The sequence below is a fragment of the Streptomyces sp. NPDC006435 genome (assembly GCF_040612315.1).
Classification (GTDB): Bacteria; Actinomycetota; Actinomycetes; order Streptomycetales; family Streptomycetaceae; genus Streptomyces.
Genome location: NZ_JBEXPY010000074.1, coordinates 1 through 17,639 on the forward strand (window position 1 = coordinate 1; position 17,639 = coordinate 17,639).

Below are 17,639 nucleotides of genomic sequence, written 5' to 3' on the forward strand. Positions count from 1 at the left end.
GCGGGCGGCAGCGGCGGCAGGGCGCCCTGCGGCGGCGGCGCCGGTGCCCAGGGCTGCGGCACGGCGGGCGGCGGGGTGTCCTGCGGTGCGGCGGCGGGCGGTGCGTCCTGGGGCACCGCGTCCGAGGGGGCGGAGCCGACCGCTCCGCCGGCGTTCTCCTGCGAGCCCTGCGCCGGGGTGCCCGGAGCGTTGACGGACGCCGGGGCATCGGCCGCGGGACCGCTCGGGGCGGCGCCGTCGGGCGCGCCCGCGTTGGCCTCCGGCGTCGGGGCGGAAGCGGGGGCGGGGGCCTCGCCCGTACCCGTGCGGTCGCCGTCGGCGGAGGCATCCGCGGCCCCCGTGCCCGGGAATCCGGCCCCGGAGCCGTGACCGTATCCCGGACCGTCCGTCTCCCCGGCCCGGTCCGCGCCCGCGATGCTCGCCCCGAAACTTCCCTCGATCTCCGCGATCTGCTGCTTCAGCGCGGCCGCCGAGAACCCCGCGGAGTCGTCCTCCACATCCCCGTTCCCGACCCCGAACGGGGCCGACGAACCGGCGGAGGCCGCCGCGTCCGGCGCGGGGGAGAAGGGCGCGGGGTCGCTGCCCGCGGCCGGGTCGTCCGCCGAGGCCCGGACCGGGGCCGGTGCGGGTGCCGGGGCGGGTGCCGGGGCGGGCGGTGCCGGGACCCAGTCGGAATCGGTCCCGTTCCCGGCCGGAGGCGCGGGCACGGACAGCGGCGCGCCGGTGGGCGGCGGCGGGGCCAGGTGCGCTCCGGCACCGCCCGACGAGTCCCCCGGCGAGTTCTGCGTGTACCAGGCGGGCGGGGTGTAGTCGATGGTGAACTCACCCGTCATCTCGACGGGCTCCGCGTCGGACGACTCGTCGACGGGCTTGTTCCAGCCCCCGCGCATCTCGTCCCGATCGCCGTTCACTTTGCCTCCTGGTGTGGTCGAGCACCCTTGTGCGGTCGTGGGTGGGGGCGACCGTTTCCGTCTGTTCCGACCGCCCGGCTCTCCCCCTGGGACACGCATCGCCTGCCCGCAGGTTCTTCTGCCGCGCCCGGACCCACCCTAATCGTCATGGGGCCCCCTTCGGCAGGCCGTACCGCAGGGCAGAAACTGTCCAGTAGGTCACGTACCCGCCTGCAAGCCCCCAGGGTGCGACAGAGCCCACGGAGCGAAGCGGTCAATACGTTGCATACCGGGGTGGAGGACATCTGAACATGATGTGTCGGGCAGGACACGACCGGTCGGCGCGTATCGCGTCGAGCCGTTCCCGTACCTGCCGAGCCGTGTCCGTACACGAGGAAAGGGACGGCCGTCGTGCACGGGCGGCCGCCCCTTCCACCAGGTCATCGCCTACGCGAGGTCGAACTCACCGTCCCGGGCGCCCAGTACGAAGGCGCGCCACTCGGCCTCCGTGTACCGCAACACGGTCTCCGGGTCCAGCGACGAGCGCATGGCGACCGCGCCACCGGGCAGATGTGCGATCTCGACCCGTTCCTCGACGTCCTCGGTGCCCGGCGCGCTCAGCCACGTCACATCCGAGATGTCGAGAGCGTAGAGCTCTTCCTTTTCCTGCTGGGTGCCCATGTCGGCGTCCCTTTCGATCGAGCTGTGTCGTTCCCCGCACATCTTCCCCGGAAGCGATGGCTCCGGGGCCGGGAACGGGACAGTAATCAGTCCATCCGGCGAGCGGCGCCCAGCAGGCCGTTCTCGACCTCCGTCGCCCCCGTCACCACCCAGTGGCGCTCACGGCCCGCCACCCAGAGCGTGACGCCGTCCGCCAGGGTGGGCAGGGCCTCGCTCTCGACCCGGGCGAGCCCCAGGATCCCGCCGATCCGGTCCGCCTCGTCGGGCGAGACCCGCTGGACGCCCACGAGCGCCGACGTCCGCATCAACCGCGGCGCCACCGGGCTCAGATAGGGCAGCAGCGTCAGCACCGACTGCCACGGCGAGGACACCACCCGGCCCCGGGGCGGACGCATGCCGCAGTCCCGCACCACCACCACCGGACTGCCCACGGCAGCCCCGGTCGGCGGAACCCGGCCCACGTCATGGAGGGACACGCACTCCAGACCGGCACCCGCGGCCTGTGCCAGCGAGGTCCACACCCCGGGGCGCCCGGTCTCCACCGCCACCCGCGCCCCCGTGGCCGCCGCCCGCAGCGCCAGCACCTGCGCGGTCCACAACCCGCCGATCAGCAGGACGTCGTACGGCACCGGGCGGTGGAAGCCGATCATCCGCGTGTGCCCCTCGGCGTCGGTGCCGAGGATCACACCGTCGTCCCCGACGGGCAACGACAGCGCGCCCAGGTCCTCCGCGGCCAGGGTGTGTCCCGCGTGCCGGGGACCGCGCAGCCCGCGTCCCGGTCCGGTCCGCATCGTCATCGTGCGCCTCCCAGCGGGAGCGTCGCCAGCACACCGGGCAGCTGCTCGCGGTCCAGCCGCACCAGGCCGACCTTCGCGTGCCGGGCGGTCTGCTCCAACGTCCTTCGCACCCCGACCAGTTCGGTGTCGGAACCGCCGGTGACCCGTACGTGCCCGGCCACCGACACATCGCCCCGGCGCGAACCGGGCCGCACCGTCAGGCTGAAGGACGTCGCGTGCGCCGGCACCTGGGTCAGCAACGAGACGAGACGCGGGAGCGGAGTCGCCCCCCGGCCCAACTCCGGCCAGCGGTCCACCGCGTAGGCGGTGTGCCAACGGTCGTCGCACCGCCACACCCGCGACGTCTCCGCCGTCCGCCGCTGCGGCGCGGCCCCCTGCTGCCCGGCACGGGCCGACAGGACGGGATTGGCGCACAGGGACGTGGCCAGGGCCGAGTGCAACTCCTCCTGGTCCAGCACGACGGCCCGGAACCCGGCACCGGTGATCCGGCTCGCCACATGGTCCGCGATCCGGACCAGACAGCGCTGCGCACCGCCGATCCCGCCCCCGCGCGCCTCGACCGCCTCCCGGCACAGTTCCGGGTCCAGCTTCACCGCCACCCAGGTCATCCGCAGCGCGGGCGCCCCGGTCCGTTCCTGGAGCGGACCGTAGGAGAGCCGTGCCGCCGACCGCTCCGGCAGGTGCGGCGCAGGTGCGGGGCGCACCTGCTGCACGAGCTGCGCGGACTCCAGCACGATGTCGTCCACCGCGAGGGCGTCGCCCAGCAGGGCCAGCGGGAACGCCCGCTCGCCGTGCGCCCGGCGCAGCGATTCGCCACCGGCCTCGACGCGTACGACGGCGGTCAGGAACGTGCCGTCCCCGACCATGCCCACCGTGCGGCGGTTCCGGTCGACATGGGGGTACGGGGCGAGGCCCGGCACGCCCTCCACCACCGGGGCCAGCTGCGGATCCGTCTCCGCGGCGGGCGCCCCGGCCGCCCGTCCGCGACCGCGGAGCGCGAGTGTCATCGACACCCACTCCGGCACGGCGCGACCCCGTCGGCGCACCACCGCGACCAGCACCAGCAGACAGGCGATCACACCGGCGGGAACCAGCCAGAAACCACCGAGCACAACACCCACCGCGGCGAACGCCAGAGCCGCCTCGACGAGCACCAGTCGCCGCAGTACGGGGCCGGGACGGCCGGTCCGGGAAGCCGGGCGCGGAGTGGTCGCCGCAGGGGGATTCACCGGCGGTACGGGCCCCGTTGTGGCCGGTTCGTTGCTGCGTTGCCATCGGGAAGAGGAAGGTGGTCGGTGGGTGGACCGCCCCGTGCGCTCGCGCGTCGCCGAAACCATCGCCGCATTGCCCCCTCGTGTCCCCGGTTACCGTTTCTCTCCACGGGAGTTGACCGGGCGATCACCCTAACCCGAGCGATGGCGGGCGAACGCCGACGGGCATAGTGGGGAGCCCGGCCGAGGACGTTTGCTGACGGAGTGTGTGGCAACCTTGGCCGCTCACCGGGGGAAGAGGGGCAGCGGTACAGATGGCATCACGGCGGGACGAACTCAACGCCTACACCTTCGCGAAACGGAGGCTGGTCGCACAGTTCCTGCAACCCAACTCCACCGGCTCGGAGGAGGGCGCGCCGCGCCCCCTGCGCGCGGTGGTGCCCGGCGCGATCGTCGGCGTCGTGATCCTCGCGGGGTTCGGGGCCTGGGGAATGTTCAAACCCGTGGCGCCCCAGAAGTGGGACACCCCCTACGAGAACGTCATCATCGCCAGCAAGTCCACCACTCGCTACGTGGTGCTGGAGACCGACGGCAGGAAGCAGCTCCACCCGGTGCTGAACATGTCCTCCGCCAAGCTCCTCCTCGCCCCGGACAAGGGCAAGGTCATCAAGGTCGACGAATCGGTCCTCGACAACGGGAAGATCCCGCACGGCGCCACCCTGGGCATCCCGTACGCCCCCGACCGGCTGCCGGACGGGAAGGAGGCCGGCTCGAAGAAGCGGTGGGCCGTGTGCGAGCAGCCCGGCCAGGGCGGCAGGGCCATCCAGAAGGCGGCGTTCGTCCTCGCGGAGCGCGACCGGAAGAAGGTCGAGGGCACGAACCGGCTGCACGGCGGCGAGCTGCTGTACGTCGAGGGACCGGGGCCGGACCGGACCCGCTACATCGTGGACGCCGCGGGCAAGGCGTACGAGGTGAAGAAGGACGAACTCCTGATCCGCACCCTGATCGACCGCAACCGCGCCCCCCAGCGGGTCTCCGCCGCCTGGCTGGACACCCTGCACAAGGGGGACGCGGTCGACTTCCCGGCCCTCCCCGAGCCCCTTGGCGTCGACGCGGGCATCCCCGGGCAGTTGCCGCCCGGGGCCGGCAAGGTGGGCATGGTCCTCGCGGCGACGTCCGGCACCAGGACCCAGCAGTACGTGGTCCTGCCCGGCCGGGTCGCCCCCGTGTCGGACTTCGTCGCGAAGCTCCTGCTCAGCAGCCGCCCCCTGGTCAACCTCGGCCAGGACGGCAGGGCGAGGCACGTCAGCGCCGGAGCGTTCGAACCCGGCGAGGCCTTCGGACAGGACAACGACTGGCCCACGCACGCGCCGGAGGTCGTCAACTCCACGAGCGACGCGCCCGGCAGCCGCGACACCGTGTGCAACGTCCTGCGCGACGTCGCCACGAAGGACGGCGCCGGCACGCTCAGCACATGGGCGGGCACGGGTTTCCCCGCGACGCTCCCCACCGGATCCAGCAGTGCCTACGTCACCCCCGGATCCGGACAACTGTTCCGTCAGTTCAAGGGGGCCGACGTCGGCTCCGGCCCGCTCTTCCTGGTCACCGACACCGGCCTGCGCTACGCCATGCAGTCCAACGGCGACACCGCCCGGGACGACTCCGGCATCGGCGAATCGGGCACGAAGGAGGAGCGGGAGCAGCGGCGGCAGGAAGCACAACAGGCGCAGAACCGGCTCGGATACAAGGGCGTCCTGCCCGCGCCCGTACCGGCCGCCTGGTCCTCGTTCCTGCCCACGGGCCCCCGACTGTCGACCGGCGCGGCCCGCCAGCCGCAGGGTTCCTGAGGAGCGCCGCCAACATGAAGACGCACCTCTTCCCCCCGTACCGGCACTGGCCGACGGCCGCGGCCGCCACCGTCGTCGTCCTCGTCGCACTGCCCGCACCGACCGCCGCCGCGGACGGTTCGACGCAGTGTTCCTTCCCCTCGGAGAAGTACGCGGGCCGCCCCTGGTCGCTGCAACGCGTCCTGATGGACGAGCTGTGGAAGCAGTCCACCGGCAAGGGGGTGCGGGTGGCCGTCATCGACACGGGCGTGGACATCAAGAACCCACAGCTCAAGGCCGCCGTGGACACCAGGAGCGGCCGCAATTTCCTGAAGAGAAACCTCAAGGACGACAACGGCAACAAGATCGCGCGCGGCAAGGAGAACGGCACCAGCGACTCGGTCGGGCACGGCACCAAGGTCGCCGGAATCATCGCCGCGCGGGAAGCGAAGGGCACCGGCTTCACCGGCCTGGCCCCGGACGCGACGATCATCCCGATCCAGCAGAACGACGCCGAGGGCAACGGAACGGCCGACACACTGGCCACCGCCATCCACTACGCGGCCGGCACCGCCCGCGCGGACATCATCAACATCTCCCAGGACACGGCCGACGCGGTGAAACCCGCGGACTCCCTGAGGCAGGCGGTGGACGCCGCCCTGGCCAAGGGCGTCGTGATCGTCGCCTCCGCGGGCAACGACGGACTGGACGGCAACGTCAAGGAGACCTACCCGGCCTCGTACCCCGGTGTCCTGGCCGTGGCCGCGTCGGACCGCAACAACGAACGGGCGGCCTTCTCCCAGTCCAGCGAGTCCGTGGGCGTGGCCGCCCCCGGCGTGGACATGATCTCGACGGTCCCCGGCGGCGGACACTGCTCCGACAACGGCACCAGCTTCTCGGCCCCGTACGCCGCGGGAGTCGCCGCCCTCATCAAGGCCAAGCACCCGGACTGGACGGGAAAACAGATCGTCGCCCAGATCCAGCAGACGGCGGAACGCTCGATCGCCGGCCGCGACCGCCTGGTGGGCTGGGGCGTCGTCGACCCGGTACGGGCCCTGACCGAGGACGACAGGCCCATCGAACAGCCGGTGGCGAACGAGGGCATGAGCAGGGGCGAGGCACCGACACCAGCCGAATTCCACCTGGGCGAAACGGCGGACGAACGCAACGCCCGCCTGGCGACCTACGTGGTGGTGGGCGGCGCGGTCCTGGTCGCCGCGATCGCGGGCACCGCCGTGGCCGTACGCGATGCCCGACGACGGTCCGCGCGCCGGGGCGGAGCGGTCGGCGCGGGCGACGCGGATGGTACGGACAATTCCTGACCTGGAGTCAGGCGGAAATTGATCGGTGGAACTCGCGGAAACAACAAGAGAGTTGGCCCTGTCATGGCCAGTGGTTAGAGTTCGTGGCATGGCGTCAGATTCATTCACGAAGGTGCGATAGCAACGAGTGAGGGTCTGAGCAAACGGGGCAACGGGGAGGGCAGGATCGTGGCCGGTCCAGGTGACCTCCGGCGCGGTGTGGGCGCGCTGGAAAAGTTCAGGGGGCGCGTCAACACGCTCCTTGCGGAACTCGAGGGCTCGGCGGGCGGCAGGACGAGGATCGCGGCACAGACGGTGTCGCGCGCCGCCCTGAGTGGCCAGAACACATGCTTTGCGGAAGCAGACGGCTTGTACACGCAATACAACCGGGTCCACGACGCGCTCGTCTCGCTCTCCAAGTCGCTCGGCGACCAGATCGAGTACCTGAGCCTCGGTGTGCACGCGGCGGCGGTCGGCTTCGACAACGTGGACGACGACACGCGGCGCCGGTTCTACGAGATCCAGGTGCGCCTGGACAAGGAGCGGGAGCAGGCGGGGGCGGAGAAGGCCGGCAAGGCCGAGCAGCCGCGTTCCGACGGCAAGGTCGGCTCCGCCTACGACGACCTGGAGATGACTGATGAGTGACGCCAGGCAACCAGAACTGCCCTCGAAGGAACAGCGGGCACAGGACCAGCAGCGCATCCAGGGCCAGTTGATCGCCACCGACATCAACCGGCAGGCCCAAAGCATCATGGAGGCTTTCGGCCCCGGACGTTCGGGCGCCTCGGGACGTACCTCGTTCGAGGGACACGAGCTCAACGCGATGATCGACCTGATCGAGAGCTCCGATCCGGAACACCTCGAAGACGCGGGCGCGGCACTCCTGAAGGCAAGGACGGCCATCAAGAGCGCCGCGAAGGAACTGGGCGACTTCATCAAGGGCGTCGACTGGGAGGGCGAGTCCGGAACCGCCTTCCGCGACTGGGGCAACGGCCTGGTCGCCCACGCGATGAAGCTGGGCGATTTCGCGGAGTCGGCAGGAACCCAGATCACGGTCGCGGGCACGGGCCTCGCATCGGTGCGCAAGTCCCTGCCCCCGCGTGACAGCCGCCTGGTGCGCAAGAGCGTCGAGGAGATCGAGACCCCGAAGCGGATCGACGGCAACCCGGAGTACGCCGAGGCGGTGAAGGTCGAGAAGGACCGCCAGGAGGCCATCAACCAGGCGAACAGGCTGGCTTCTTACTACGCGGTCTCGGCGGAGACGCTGGCGGCACAGGAGCCGCCGCGGTTCGAGAAGAAGCTTGACGTTGAGATGCCGAAGCCGATGGGGCATATCGAGAGGGAGAGCGAACCCGGCGTCTCTTCCGCAGGCTCCGAGACATTGGGCAACAGCACGGCACGGGGTTACTCAGAGCGCGCTGCCACGGCTGACACCGGCCCCCCGGGCGTCGCCGGCAATCGAGCGGCAATCGAGGCACTCGGAACTGCACCCGTGCCGGACACAAGCACTTCGATGGAGATCGACAGTGTGAAAGCGCCACCGGCCCCCGTGACAGTTCCCGACGCGCCTCCCGCGCCGCCGACTGTAAATCCCACGGGCCCGAGTACAGGTCCGAATCCGCCCATGGCGAATGAGTTTGTGAACCCCGTGGCAGGTGGCCCGCGACGTTCCACGCCACCAACCGGGCTGCCCAGAACAATTGCGCAGCCTGGAAGGAGCGGCCCCACGAGCAATGGGCCCACGACGACTGGGCGCCCCGGACCACCGGTTGGGCGTCCGGCTCCCATTGGCGGTGGCCCGGGCTCAGGCACGCCCGGACGTCCTGGGGGAGGCGGGAGTCAGACACCCGCTGCCGGCCGGTCTCCTGTGGCTGGTGGCAGGCCCGTGACAGGTAGTCCTGCAAATACCTCCAAGTCCCCTGGCCCGAGTGCTGGGCGCGCCCGGGCCATCGTAGGTGGGACCCCACAGCGCACGGTTCCGAGTGCTGGTACGCCCGTGGGGGCTCGTGGTGTTCCGCGCGGCACGGTCATCGGAGCCGGAGGAACGAGCAGTGCGCCCCGCCCTGGTGGGCGAGGCACCCTCAGCTCGAACGGAGTCGTGGGCACGCCTCGTGGTGCTGCCGGAGCCGGCTCGGGTGCGAGGGGCTTCACGACTGGAGGCGCGGGCCTTGTACGTGGTCCCGCAGGGCGACGGGACTCCGACGACGAGGAACAGGACGGCGGCGCCCCTCGCCCGGACTACCTGGGCGGAAGACAGAGAGACGTGGGAGGCCGGACGGCGTAGGGCCGCACCTCCGGTGATCGAGTAGGTACAGGGAAGGTTCGGGAGTCAGGATGACAGCAGGAATGAGCCAGCCCCGGAAACGCGGCATGCCTCTCGGATTGCGTGGGCGTCTGCTCGGCGCGATGGCTGTGACTGCTGCTTGGAGCGTGGGATTCGCGGGGGCGGCTGCCCCTGCGGTTGCGGCGGATGTGCAGTCCAAGCAGTGGTATCTCGGCCCGATGCATGTGGAGGAGATGTGGAAGGTCACCACGGGTGAAGGCATCAAGGTTGCTGTCATCGATTCCGGTGTCAACCCGTCGACACCGTCCCTGAAAGGGCAGGTCCTCAAAGGATTCGACGCCACAGGAGCCGACGGCGATGAGTACGATGACTATGACGGTCACGGCACCACCATGGCCGAGCTGATTGCCGGAACGGGCAAGGGCGGAGGACTTAAAGGCCTTGCTCCGGGCGCGAATATCATCCCGTTTCGAGTCACCGATACGGAGTTTCAGAACAAGCATTCGGTGAATGCCAACGACACCGAAGATGCTATCCGGGCTGCGGCGGACAGCGATGCGCGGATCATCAGCATGTCGATGGCGAGCGATTTTCCGGGCCGGGGAGAGCGAGAAGCGGTCAAGTACGCGGAAAGCAAGGGAAAGCTCTTCTTCGCTGGAGTTGGAAACAACGCCGGGGAAGGAAACAAAGAACAGTTTCCCGCTTCGTATCCGCAGGTAGTAGGCGTCGCCGCAACTGACAGTACTGGCAAGGCTTCCACGTACTCTCAACACGGGGGCAGCGTAGATATTGCTGCCCCTGGAGACGGTATTCCAACCTGGTGCGATACGAAGTTTCAGCGTTACTGCGACTCCGAGGGCGGGACCAGTCAAGCCACCGCCATCACGTCAGCCGCTGCAGCCCTGATCTGGTCCGCCCACCCCGACTGGACGGCCAACCAGGTCCTCAATGTCCTCTTCGACACGGCTGGGCGGGGAGACTGGAAGAAGGGAACCCTCAGTAATTACCTCGGCCACGGCATCATCCGACCGGCCGTCAACATCCTCAAGGGCAAGGGCGACCCCGGCGACCCCGACATCAGCCCCCTCACCAAGGAGCGGACGTCCGGCTCCCCGGCCTCCTCCGCATCGGCCTCGTCGCAGCCGGAGAAGAACGAAAAGAACGAGAAAGCCGGCGACACCGCCATGGCGGGTTCCACCGCCGCTGCCGAGAAGGACGACAACAGCCGACTCGGGCTGATCCTCGGCGGAGCGGCGGCGGTTGCCGTGCTGGGTGGCGGGGCCTTCGTCCTCGTCCGTAGGCGCCGCGCCGTCTGACCGGCCGCAGGTCCTCCGCCCGTACGTACCTGCCGGCGAGTGAAGCCGGACCGAACGACCGAACGCCGGACCGAACAAGAGCACCAGACCGGACCAAACCAGAAAGGAAGCCGAAAACATGGCTGATCAGAAGCTCTCGGATGCCGCTCTCCTCAAGCTGGAGGGCGAACTCTCCACGCGGTTCGACTCCGTGAAGGGGCAGTTGAAGACGCTTCAGGCGACGATCGACAGCCTGGAAGGCGCTTGGAAGGGCATCGGTGCCGGTGCCTTCAACACCAAGCAGGAAGAGGTCAACCGGAAGATGGTCAGCATCGCCCACCGGCTCCTCAACTTCCAGGAGGCCATCAAGGCGGCACGAACCATTTCGGGCAACACCGAGGACGAGGTCCGGCAGGCCCTGCAGGGCGTCGACGTCGTCGGCGGTTACTCGGGCGACGCGACCGCCGAGGCCAGGACCTCGAACCTCAACAAGTTCTGACCTGGTCACACCTGCACCACCACACACGACGTCTGCATCGCGTACGACAACTGAACCACGTACGACACCTGCACCACACACGACGTCTTCACGCCAAACCTGGATGACTAGATAACACGGGAGGACCGCATGTCGAGCAACCCCGACGGCACGATGGTTGTCACTTATTCGAGCCTGGATCTCGCGGCCGGCGCCATCGAGCGGCAGAGCAAGCAGCTCCAGGAGGACCTTGCGGCCATCAAGCGGATGATCGCCAACGTGTCCGAGCTCTGGGTGGGCGAGGCCAAGAGCGCCTACGACACCGCTCAGCGCGGCTGGGACAACGACGCCACGGCAATTCACAGCGCCCTGAGCGAGATCTCCCGCAAGGTGCGCGAAGCCGGTGCCGCGTACCACGCCGGTGACAAGCGGGCGAGGGCCAACTTCGAGTAGGGCTCGGCAGGAACGCAACAGGTCGGGGTGGGCACGCACGGGAGGTGCCCACCCCGACCTGTTGTCGTGTTCCGAGCGGTGGGGCGGTGGGGCGGGCACAATCCCCGCCCGCCCCACCACCCCACTGCCCCGCGCTACCGGTCCCCGTCCATGAGCCCCGACTGCACCAGCGGATTCCCCCGCCGCCGCGTGACGAACACCCCGCGCCCCGGAGGCATCGGGCGCGGCCGCACGTTGCCGAGGACATCCCCCTCGACGGGGTCGCCCGAGAGCATCAGGCCCTGCGCGCCCAACTCCATGACGCGCTGCATGAACGACTCGTACAGGGCCCGTCCGGCCCCCGCCGTGCTGCGGGCGATGATGAACCGGACACCGACGTCACGCGAGAACGGCAGCATCTCCGTCAGCCTGGCCAGCGGGTTCCCGGCGGCCGTGGAGACCAGGTCGTAGTCGTCGATGACGACGTACACCGTCGGCCCGCTCCACCAGCTGCGTTCGCGCAACTCCTGCGCCGTGACGTCGGGCGACGGCGTGCGGCGTTCCATCAGGTTGTACAGCGCGTCCATGTGGTGCTCCATGTTGTTGGACATGGGCACGTACTCCGCCAGGTGCGTCGCGGGGGTGGCGTCCAGGAGCGTCCGCCGGTTGTCGATGACGAAGAACTTGCAGACGTTCCCGTCGTACCTCTCGCTCAGCTGCTTGATGAGCAGGCGCAGCAGGTTGGACTTGCCGGACTCGCTCTCGCCGAACACCAGGAAGAACGGGTCGCGCTCGAAGTCGAGGAAGACCGGCTCCAGGTTGTTCTCGTCGATGCCGAACGCGATGCCCCGCTCCGGATGCGCGTGGCCCGGGGGCAGCTCGCGTGCCGGGAGCTCGCGGGGCAGCAGCCGGACCGCCGGGGCGGGCGCCGCGGTCCAGTGCCGGGCGACCTCCCGGTTCATGGCCGCCGTCGCCTCGGAGAGATCGCTGTCGGAGTTGATGCCGTCGATCCGCGGTACCGCGGCCATGAAGTGCAGCTTCTCCGGCGTGAGGCCACGACCGGGCACACCGGCCGGCACGTTGGCCGCGGCCCTGCGGTCCAGCTCGGAGTCCATGACGTCGCCGAGCCGCAGTTCGAGCCGGTTCATCAGGTGGTCCTTGAGGTTGGCCCGGACCTCCATGGAACGCGACGCCGTGACGACCAGGTGGATGCCGTACCCGAGGCCGCGCGCCGCGATGTCCACGACGGCGGCCTCCAGCCCCTCGTAGTCCGTACGGAAGTTGCCCCAGCCGTCGACGAGCAGGAAGACGTCGCCCCACGGCTGGTCCGTGACCGGGATGTCGCCGCGCGCCCGCAGCCTGCGGAAGGTGGCGATGGAGTCGATGCCCGCGCTGCGGAAGTACTCCTCGCGCCGCGCCATGATCCCGTACACCTCGGAGACCGTGCGCCGCACCCGCTCGGGGTCGAGCCGGGAGGCGATCCCGCCGACGTGCGGCAGCCCGGAGACCGAGGCCATGCCACCGCCGCCGAAGTCCAGCCCGTAGAACTGGACCTCCTGGGGTGTGTGGGTGAGCGCGAAGCCCGCGACGAGGGTGCGCAGCAGTGTGGACTTGCCGGACTGCGGACCACCGGTGATCTGCATGTGGCCCGCCGCCCCGGAGAAGTCCCGGTAGAGCGTGTCGCGCCGCTGCTCGTACGGCTTGTCGACCACACCGAGGGGTACGACGAGACGCCCCGCCCCCTCGAAGCCGGGCCGGGTCAGCCCGCGGCCCTCGACCGGGGAGAGCCCCGGCAGGAGGTCGTCCAGCGACGGCGGGTTGTCCAGTGGCGGGAGCCACACCTGGTGCGCGGAGGCACCCCGGCCCTCCAGCCGGCCCACGATCACGTCGAGCACCGTGTCCGCCAGGGCGTCGTCCTCCGGCGTGCGCGCGTCGGGCACACCGGCCCCGCCCGCCGGATCCGGCTGCACGTACCGCACCGGCACCGGAGCCGCCGTGAACACCACCGGCCTGCGGTCCACCGGCAGCGGCCCGGAGGGCACGGCCGAACGGGCGCCCGAGCGGTACACCCCGGAGACGTACGCGGCCTTGAACCGCACCATCTCGTCCGTGCCGTACTTCAGATAGCCGGAACCGGGCACGTTGGGCAGGTGGTAGGCGTCGGGCACGCCCAGCGCCGCCCGGGACTCGCCCGCCGAGAAGGTGCGCAGCCCGACCCGGTACGACAGATAGGTCTCCAGACCGCGCAGCCGCCCCTCCTCCAGACGCTGCGAGGCCAGCAGCAGATGGACGCCCAGCGAACGGCCGATGCGCCCGATCTGCACGAACATCTCGATGAAGTCGGGCTTGGCGGTGAGGAGTTCGCTGAACTCGTCGATGACCAGGACGAGGGAGGGGATCGGCTGCAACGGGGCGCCCGCCGCGCGCGCCTTCTCGTAGTCGTGGATGTTGGCGTAGTTGCCCGCGTCGCGCAGCATCTCCTGGCGGCGGTTGAGCTCGCCGCCGATGGAGTCGCCCATGCGGTCGACCAGCGTCAGATCGTCCGCGAGGTTGGTGATCACCGCAGCGACGTGGGGCATCCGCGCCATGCCGGCGAAGGTGGCACCGCCCTTGAAGTCCGCGAGGACGAAGTTGAGCGTCTCCGAGGTGTGGGTGACGGCGAGGCCGAGCACGAGCGTGCGCAGCAGCTCGGACTTGCCGGAACCGGTGGCGCCGACGCACAGACCGTGCGGCCCCATGCCCTCCTGCGCCGCTTCCTTCAGGTCCAGCATCACCGGGCTGCCGTCCTCGCCGACACCGATCGGGACGCGCAGCCGCTCCGTACGGGAACGGGCCCGCCAGGTCCTGCCGACATCGATCGAGGCCGCGTCACCGAGGTTCAGCAGATCGGTGAACTCCAGGTCGGCGAGCAGCGGTTCGTCGTCGTCCCCGCCCGAGGCCGCGCGAAGCGGCGCCAACTGCCGGGCCAGCGCCTCGGCGGCCTCCGGACCGAGCAGGTCGGGAAGACCGTCGTAGACCAGCCCGTGCCCGGACTCCAGCCGCAGCGAACGGGGGTGCACCACGACGGACAGGCCGCCGCGCCCCCCGTCGATCTCGCCCGGCACGAGCTCGATGACCGTCACGCCCTGGAGCCCCTCGGCCGCGGCGAGGGCCGACACCGGCGACACGGACCGGCCGTCGAGCACGACGACGACATGGGGCCGGTCCATGAGCGGCTGTCCGTCGGGCTGGAAACGCGGCCGGCCCTCCAGCGGGCCCGCGAGCAGCTCCTCCAGCTCCGCGACGTCGGTGGTGATCAGCCGGCGGCTGCCGGCCCCGTCGACGAGGCCCGGCGCCTGGACGTGCGGAAGCCACTTCGCCCAGTCCCAGTGCGGGGCGGCGTCCTGCCCCGTCGCGACGGCGACGACCAGGTCCTCGGGGGAGTGCAGGGAGACGAGTGCGCCGACCATCGCACGGGCCGTGGAACGGACGGACTCCGCCTCGCCGCTGACGGTCAGGTGGTAGAAGGCGCGCAGCGAGACCGCCATGGGCAGGCCGTCCAGCGTGCTGTGGGCACTCAGGAACCGTCGCATCGCCCCCGCGGTCAGCGGCTCCAGTTCGTCGACCGGCGCGGTCTCGGGAGCGATGAGCGGTGTGGAGAGTTCCTGGCTGCCCAGGCCGATGCGCACCTGCGCGAAGTCGGCGTCACCGACGCGGCGTTCCCATACCCGGCTGCCCTCGGCGACGAGCGCCCACAACTGGTCCGGGGACGGGTGGAGATAGAACTGCGCATCGCGCTGCTTGCGCGCCGTCTCCAGCACGGACCGTCTGGTTTGAGTCAGATATTTCAGGTAGTCGCGCCGAAGATCCGCGAGTTGCCCCTGGGTGCCCCGCCGGAGGCGGACGATCATCGCGATGGCCATGGCGACCGTCGACGCGATCATGATCATGCCCATGATGCGCATGATCGGGTTCGGGGTCATGAAGAAGAAGACGACGGAACCGCCCATGCCGAGCATGGGCAGCAACTGCATCATCATCCCCTCCTGCTGACCGCGAGGCAGCTCGGGCGGGGGTTGCAACTGCACCTGCTCACCCGGAACCTCGGAGGGCAGGGCTCGCGGTGGGCGCTTGACGACGATCTGACTCACGGATCACCAATTCCCTTGCCGGAAAGAGCTGTTCGTATCGCCGCCCCCGTGGCGACGGGCCCTGTCCGAGGGAGGATCCTACTGGCGTACGGGGCCGCCGACGGGCGGTAGGGTGGCGCAACGCGTGTAAGCATTCGCTAACGACCGCAAGGAAACGGCCAGTTCCGGCGAGGGCGCGGAACCGCGCACCCGGGGACCGTTCCGCGGAACCACGAGGGGGAGCAACAGGTGACCATGACGGCCCGAACGGCAGCCACCGGACACGGCGGGCCGGGACCCGGAGCCCCGGCCGGCAACGGAACCGGTTTCTGCCGGATCACGGTCGTCGCACCCGACGGCCGCGTCGACGTGGCACTGCCCGAGGACATCGCCGTCGCCGACCTGTACCCGGAGATCCTCCGGCTGTCGGGACAGAGCCCCGACCGGGGCGCCCCGGTCGGCTACCACCTGGTGCGCCGCGACGGCACCGTCCTCGACAGCGGCCGCACCCTGGCCGGGCAGCGGATCCTCGACGGGGAACTGCTCTCCCTGCGCCCCTTCTCCGAGTCCCTGCCGCCCGCCGTCTTCGACGACGTCTCCGACGCCGTCGCCACCGCCGTCGCCCGGGACCGCACCCTCTGGGGCGACGGCCTCACCCGCGCGGCAGGGCTCCTCGGCGGGTCGGTCCTGCTGGTCCTGCTGGGTTTCGTGCTGTGGACCTCCGACGTCCGGCACGACACGCACGGCCTGCCCGCCGTCCTCGCCGCCGTCGTCGCCCTGCTCGCCCTCGCCCTTGCCTGCGTACGCGCACGGGTCTACGACGACCCGGGATCGTGCACGGCCCTGGGGGTCGGCGCGCTCGCGAACGCGGCGGTCGCCGGCTCCGGGCTGCTGCCGCTCGCCGCGGGCCAGGGCATCGGCAGGCTCCAGTTCCTGCTCGCCTGCACCGCCGTGCTGGTGGCGGCCGTGATCCTCATGATCGCGGCCCCCGGCGGGGACGGCGTCTTCGTCGCGTTCGTGTTCGCCGCCGCCATCGGCCTGCTGGTCACCTTCGGCGCGATCACGACCGGCATGGAGCCCGCCGAGGCCGCCGCGGTGTGCGCCCCGCTCTCCGTGGGCGTCCTCGCCTTCCTGCCCGGCCTGTCCACCCGCTTCGCCCGCCTCCCCATCGGCTTCGAACCGCCCCGCACCACCGTCGGTGACTACGGGACGTCCGAACCGGCGGCATCGGGCCCGGTCGACGCCGACCGCATCGCCGCCCGCGCGCGGCGCGGCCACGAACTGCTCGTCGGCCTGGTCGGCGGCTGCGCCCTGGTCGCCGTGGGCGCCGCGGCCGTCCTGGGGTTCTCGGACAACACCTGGGCCCGGCTGCTGGCACTCGCCACCGGGGTCGCCATGCTGATGCGCTCCCACTTGTTCCGCTACACGGCCCAGGTCGGCTGCGCCCTGGCGGCGGGCCTCGGCTCGCTCGTCCTCCTCGGCCTCGGCCTGTCCCTCGACCCCCCGGCCGACCTGCTGCGCGAGGCCGCCACGGGGGACGGCTCCGCGCTCGACATCCGTACGATCTGGCTCGCCGCGGCCGTCGCGGGCGGCGCCGCGCTGATCACCGCCGTCGGGCTGATCGTGCCGCGCAAGGGAGTCACCCCCTTCTGGGGACGCTTCCTGGAGATCGCCGAGACGTTCGTGCTGCTGACCCTGATCCCGCTGAGCCTCGCCGTCTTCGACCTCTACCGCTCGATCCGGTCCCTCACGGGCTGATCCGCCCGATCCACCCCGGCCGACCCGCCGCCCGGACCGGCTCCGCAGGGCTGGTACGCTGTGTGACGGCCGTTTGTGTACGCGCTTCCGGATCATCCTGGGATCTGCGCTCATCGGACCTTCGCCTCCGAGTCACGGAAGCTCCTCTGCGATCAGGATCAGAGGCACTCGTGGGCGCATCGAACATCAAAGAGGAGTACGCGTGCCGCTCGACGCCGCTACGAAGAAGCAGATCATGTCCGAGTTCGCCCAGAAGGAAGGCGACACCGGCTCCCCCGAGGTCCAGGTCGCGATGCTCTCCCGCCGCATCTCGGACCTGACCGAGCACCTCAAGGTCCACAAGCACGACCACCACTCCCGTCGTGGTCTGCTGATCCTGGTCGGCCAGCGTCGCCGCCTGCTGCAGTACCTGGCCAAGAAGGACATCCAGCGCTTCCGTGCCCTGGTCGACCGCCTCGGCATCCGCCGCGGTGCGGCCGGCGGCGCCAAGTAAGACGCCGTGAAGGGAGCGGTTCCCACCACTGAGGGGGGCCGCTCCCTTTGCTGTACGTACGATTGTGCGTATGCGCGCATGCAC

Annotated in this window: 13 protein-coding genes; 8 read left to right on the forward strand and 5 right to left on the reverse strand. The window is 70.5% G+C overall.

Annotated features, from left to right (window positions below; genetic code table 11):
* The 4 genes from ABZZ04_RS37160 to eccE all read right to left on the reverse strand — a co-directional run.
* Positions 1-911 (reverse strand): SCO5717 family growth-regulating ATPase (locus tag ABZZ04_RS37160; RefSeq protein WP_356936662.1); only part of this gene is annotated, 911 nt, incomplete at its 3' end.
* A 426-nt stretch (positions 912-1,337) separates the two neighbouring features.
* Positions 1,338-1,571 carry a DUF397 domain-containing protein gene (locus tag ABZZ04_RS37165; RefSeq protein WP_148840450.1) on the reverse strand — a complete coding sequence of 78 codons (234 nt, stop codon included), beginning with the start codon at positions 1,569-1,571 and terminating at the stop codon, positions 1,338-1,340.
* A gap of 86 nt (positions 1,572-1,657) precedes the next feature.
* Positions 1,658-2,368 (reverse strand): hypothetical protein, encoded by a 711-nt coding sequence (locus ABZZ04_RS37170; protein WP_356936663.1) that lies wholly within the window; start codon positions 2,366-2,368, stop codon positions 1,658-1,660.
* On the reverse strand, positions 2,365-3,705 hold the full coding sequence (gene eccE, locus ABZZ04_RS37175; RefSeq protein WP_356936664.1) for a type VII secretion protein EccE: 1,341 nt from the start codon (positions 3,703-3,705) through the stop codon (positions 2,365-2,367). Before eccE ends, ABZZ04_RS37170 begins: the two co-directional genes overlap by 4 nt.
* 188 nt (positions 3,706-3,893) lie before the next feature.
* Between eccE and eccB the strand changes: the two genes are divergently transcribed.
* The 6 genes from eccB (at position 3,894) to ABZZ04_RS37205 (ending at position 11,216) form a co-directional block, all read left to right on the forward strand.
* A complete protein-coding gene (eccB, locus tag ABZZ04_RS37180; protein ID WP_356936665.1) occupies positions 3,894-5,426 on the forward strand; it encodes a type VII secretion protein EccB in 1,533 nt (510 codons plus the stop codon).
* 14 nt (positions 5,427-5,440) lie between these two features.
* Positions 5,441-6,727, forward strand: coding sequence for a type VII secretion-associated serine protease mycosin (gene mycP, locus ABZZ04_RS37185; protein WP_356936666.1), 1,287 nt, complete (start codon positions 5,441-5,443; stop codon positions 6,725-6,727).
* Positions 6,728-6,892: 165 nt separating this feature from the next.
* Complete coding sequence (locus ABZZ04_RS37190; protein WP_356936679.1) at positions 6,893-7,351, forward strand: hypothetical protein; 459 nt, start codon at positions 6,893-6,895, stop codon at positions 7,349-7,351.
* A gap of 1,689 nt (positions 7,352-9,040) precedes the next feature.
* The gene (locus tag ABZZ04_RS37195) at positions 9,041-10,306 is read left to right on the forward strand and encodes a S8 family serine peptidase (RefSeq protein WP_356936667.1); all 1,266 of its coding nucleotides are present in this window, start codon (positions 9,041-9,043) and stop codon (positions 10,304-10,306) included.
* 118 nt (positions 10,307-10,424) lie between these two features.
* Positions 10,425-10,784: a WXG100 family type VII secretion target gene (locus ABZZ04_RS37200; protein WP_283854363.1), complete on the forward strand. Its 360-nt coding sequence runs from the start codon at positions 10,425-10,427 to the stop codon at positions 10,782-10,784.
* 129 nt (positions 10,785-10,913) lie between these two features.
* Entirely contained in the window at positions 10,914-11,216 is a 303-nt protein-coding gene (locus tag ABZZ04_RS37205) for a WXG100 family type VII secretion target (RefSeq protein WP_356936668.1), read from the forward strand.
* A 134-nt stretch (positions 11,217-11,350) separates the two neighbouring features.
* On the opposite strand, the gene eccCa is transcribed toward ABZZ04_RS37205, so the two are convergent.
* Entirely contained in the window at positions 11,351-15,325 is a 3,975-nt protein-coding gene (eccCa, locus tag ABZZ04_RS37210; RefSeq protein WP_356936669.1) for a type VII secretion protein EccCa, read from the reverse strand.
* Between the two features lie 234 nt (positions 15,326-15,559).
* Between eccCa and eccD the strand changes: the two genes are divergently transcribed.
* Both eccD and rpsO read left to right on the forward strand, forming a co-directional pair.
* On the forward strand, positions 15,560-17,062 hold the full coding sequence (gene eccD, locus ABZZ04_RS37215) for a type VII secretion integral membrane protein EccD (protein WP_356936670.1): 1,503 nt from the start codon (positions 15,560-15,562) through the stop codon (positions 17,060-17,062).
* A 202-nt stretch (positions 17,063-17,264) separates the two neighbouring features.
* Positions 17,265-17,555 carry a 30S ribosomal protein S15 gene (gene rpsO, locus ABZZ04_RS37220; protein WP_093548425.1) on the forward strand — a complete coding sequence of 97 codons (291 nt, stop codon included), beginning with the start codon at positions 17,265-17,267 and terminating at the stop codon, positions 17,553-17,555.
* Positions 17,556-17,639 lie beyond the last annotated feature (84 nt).

Coding starts and splice junctions, on each gene's coding strand:
- ABZZ04_RS37165 (WP_148840450.1), bottom strand. CDS start 1,571: ATGGGCACCCAGCAGGAAAAGGAAGAGCTCTACGCTCTCGACATCTCG.
- ABZZ04_RS37170 (WP_356936663.1), bottom strand. CDS start 2,368: ATGACGATGCGGACCGGACCGGGACGCGGGCTGCGCGGTCCCCGGCAC.
- eccE (WP_356936664.1), bottom strand. CDS start 3,705: ATGGTTTCGGCGACGCGCGAGCGCACGGGGCGGTCCACCCACCGACCA.
- eccB (WP_356936665.1), top strand. CDS start 3,894: ATGGCATCACGGCGGGACGAACTCAACGCCTACACCTTCGCGAAACGG.
- mycP (WP_356936666.1), top strand. CDS start 5,441: ATGAAGACGCACCTCTTCCCCCCGTACCGGCACTGGCCGACGGCCGCG.
- ABZZ04_RS37195 (WP_356936667.1), top strand. CDS start 9,041: ATGACAGCAGGAATGAGCCAGCCCCGGAAACGCGGCATGCCTCTCGGA.
- ABZZ04_RS37200 (WP_283854363.1), top strand. CDS start 10,425: ATGGCTGATCAGAAGCTCTCGGATGCCGCTCTCCTCAAGCTGGAGGGC.
- ABZZ04_RS37205 (WP_356936668.1), top strand. CDS start 10,914: ATGTCGAGCAACCCCGACGGCACGATGGTTGTCACTTATTCGAGCCTG.
- eccD (WP_356936670.1), top strand. CDS start 15,560: ATGACGGCCCGAACGGCAGCCACCGGACACGGCGGGCCGGGACCCGGA.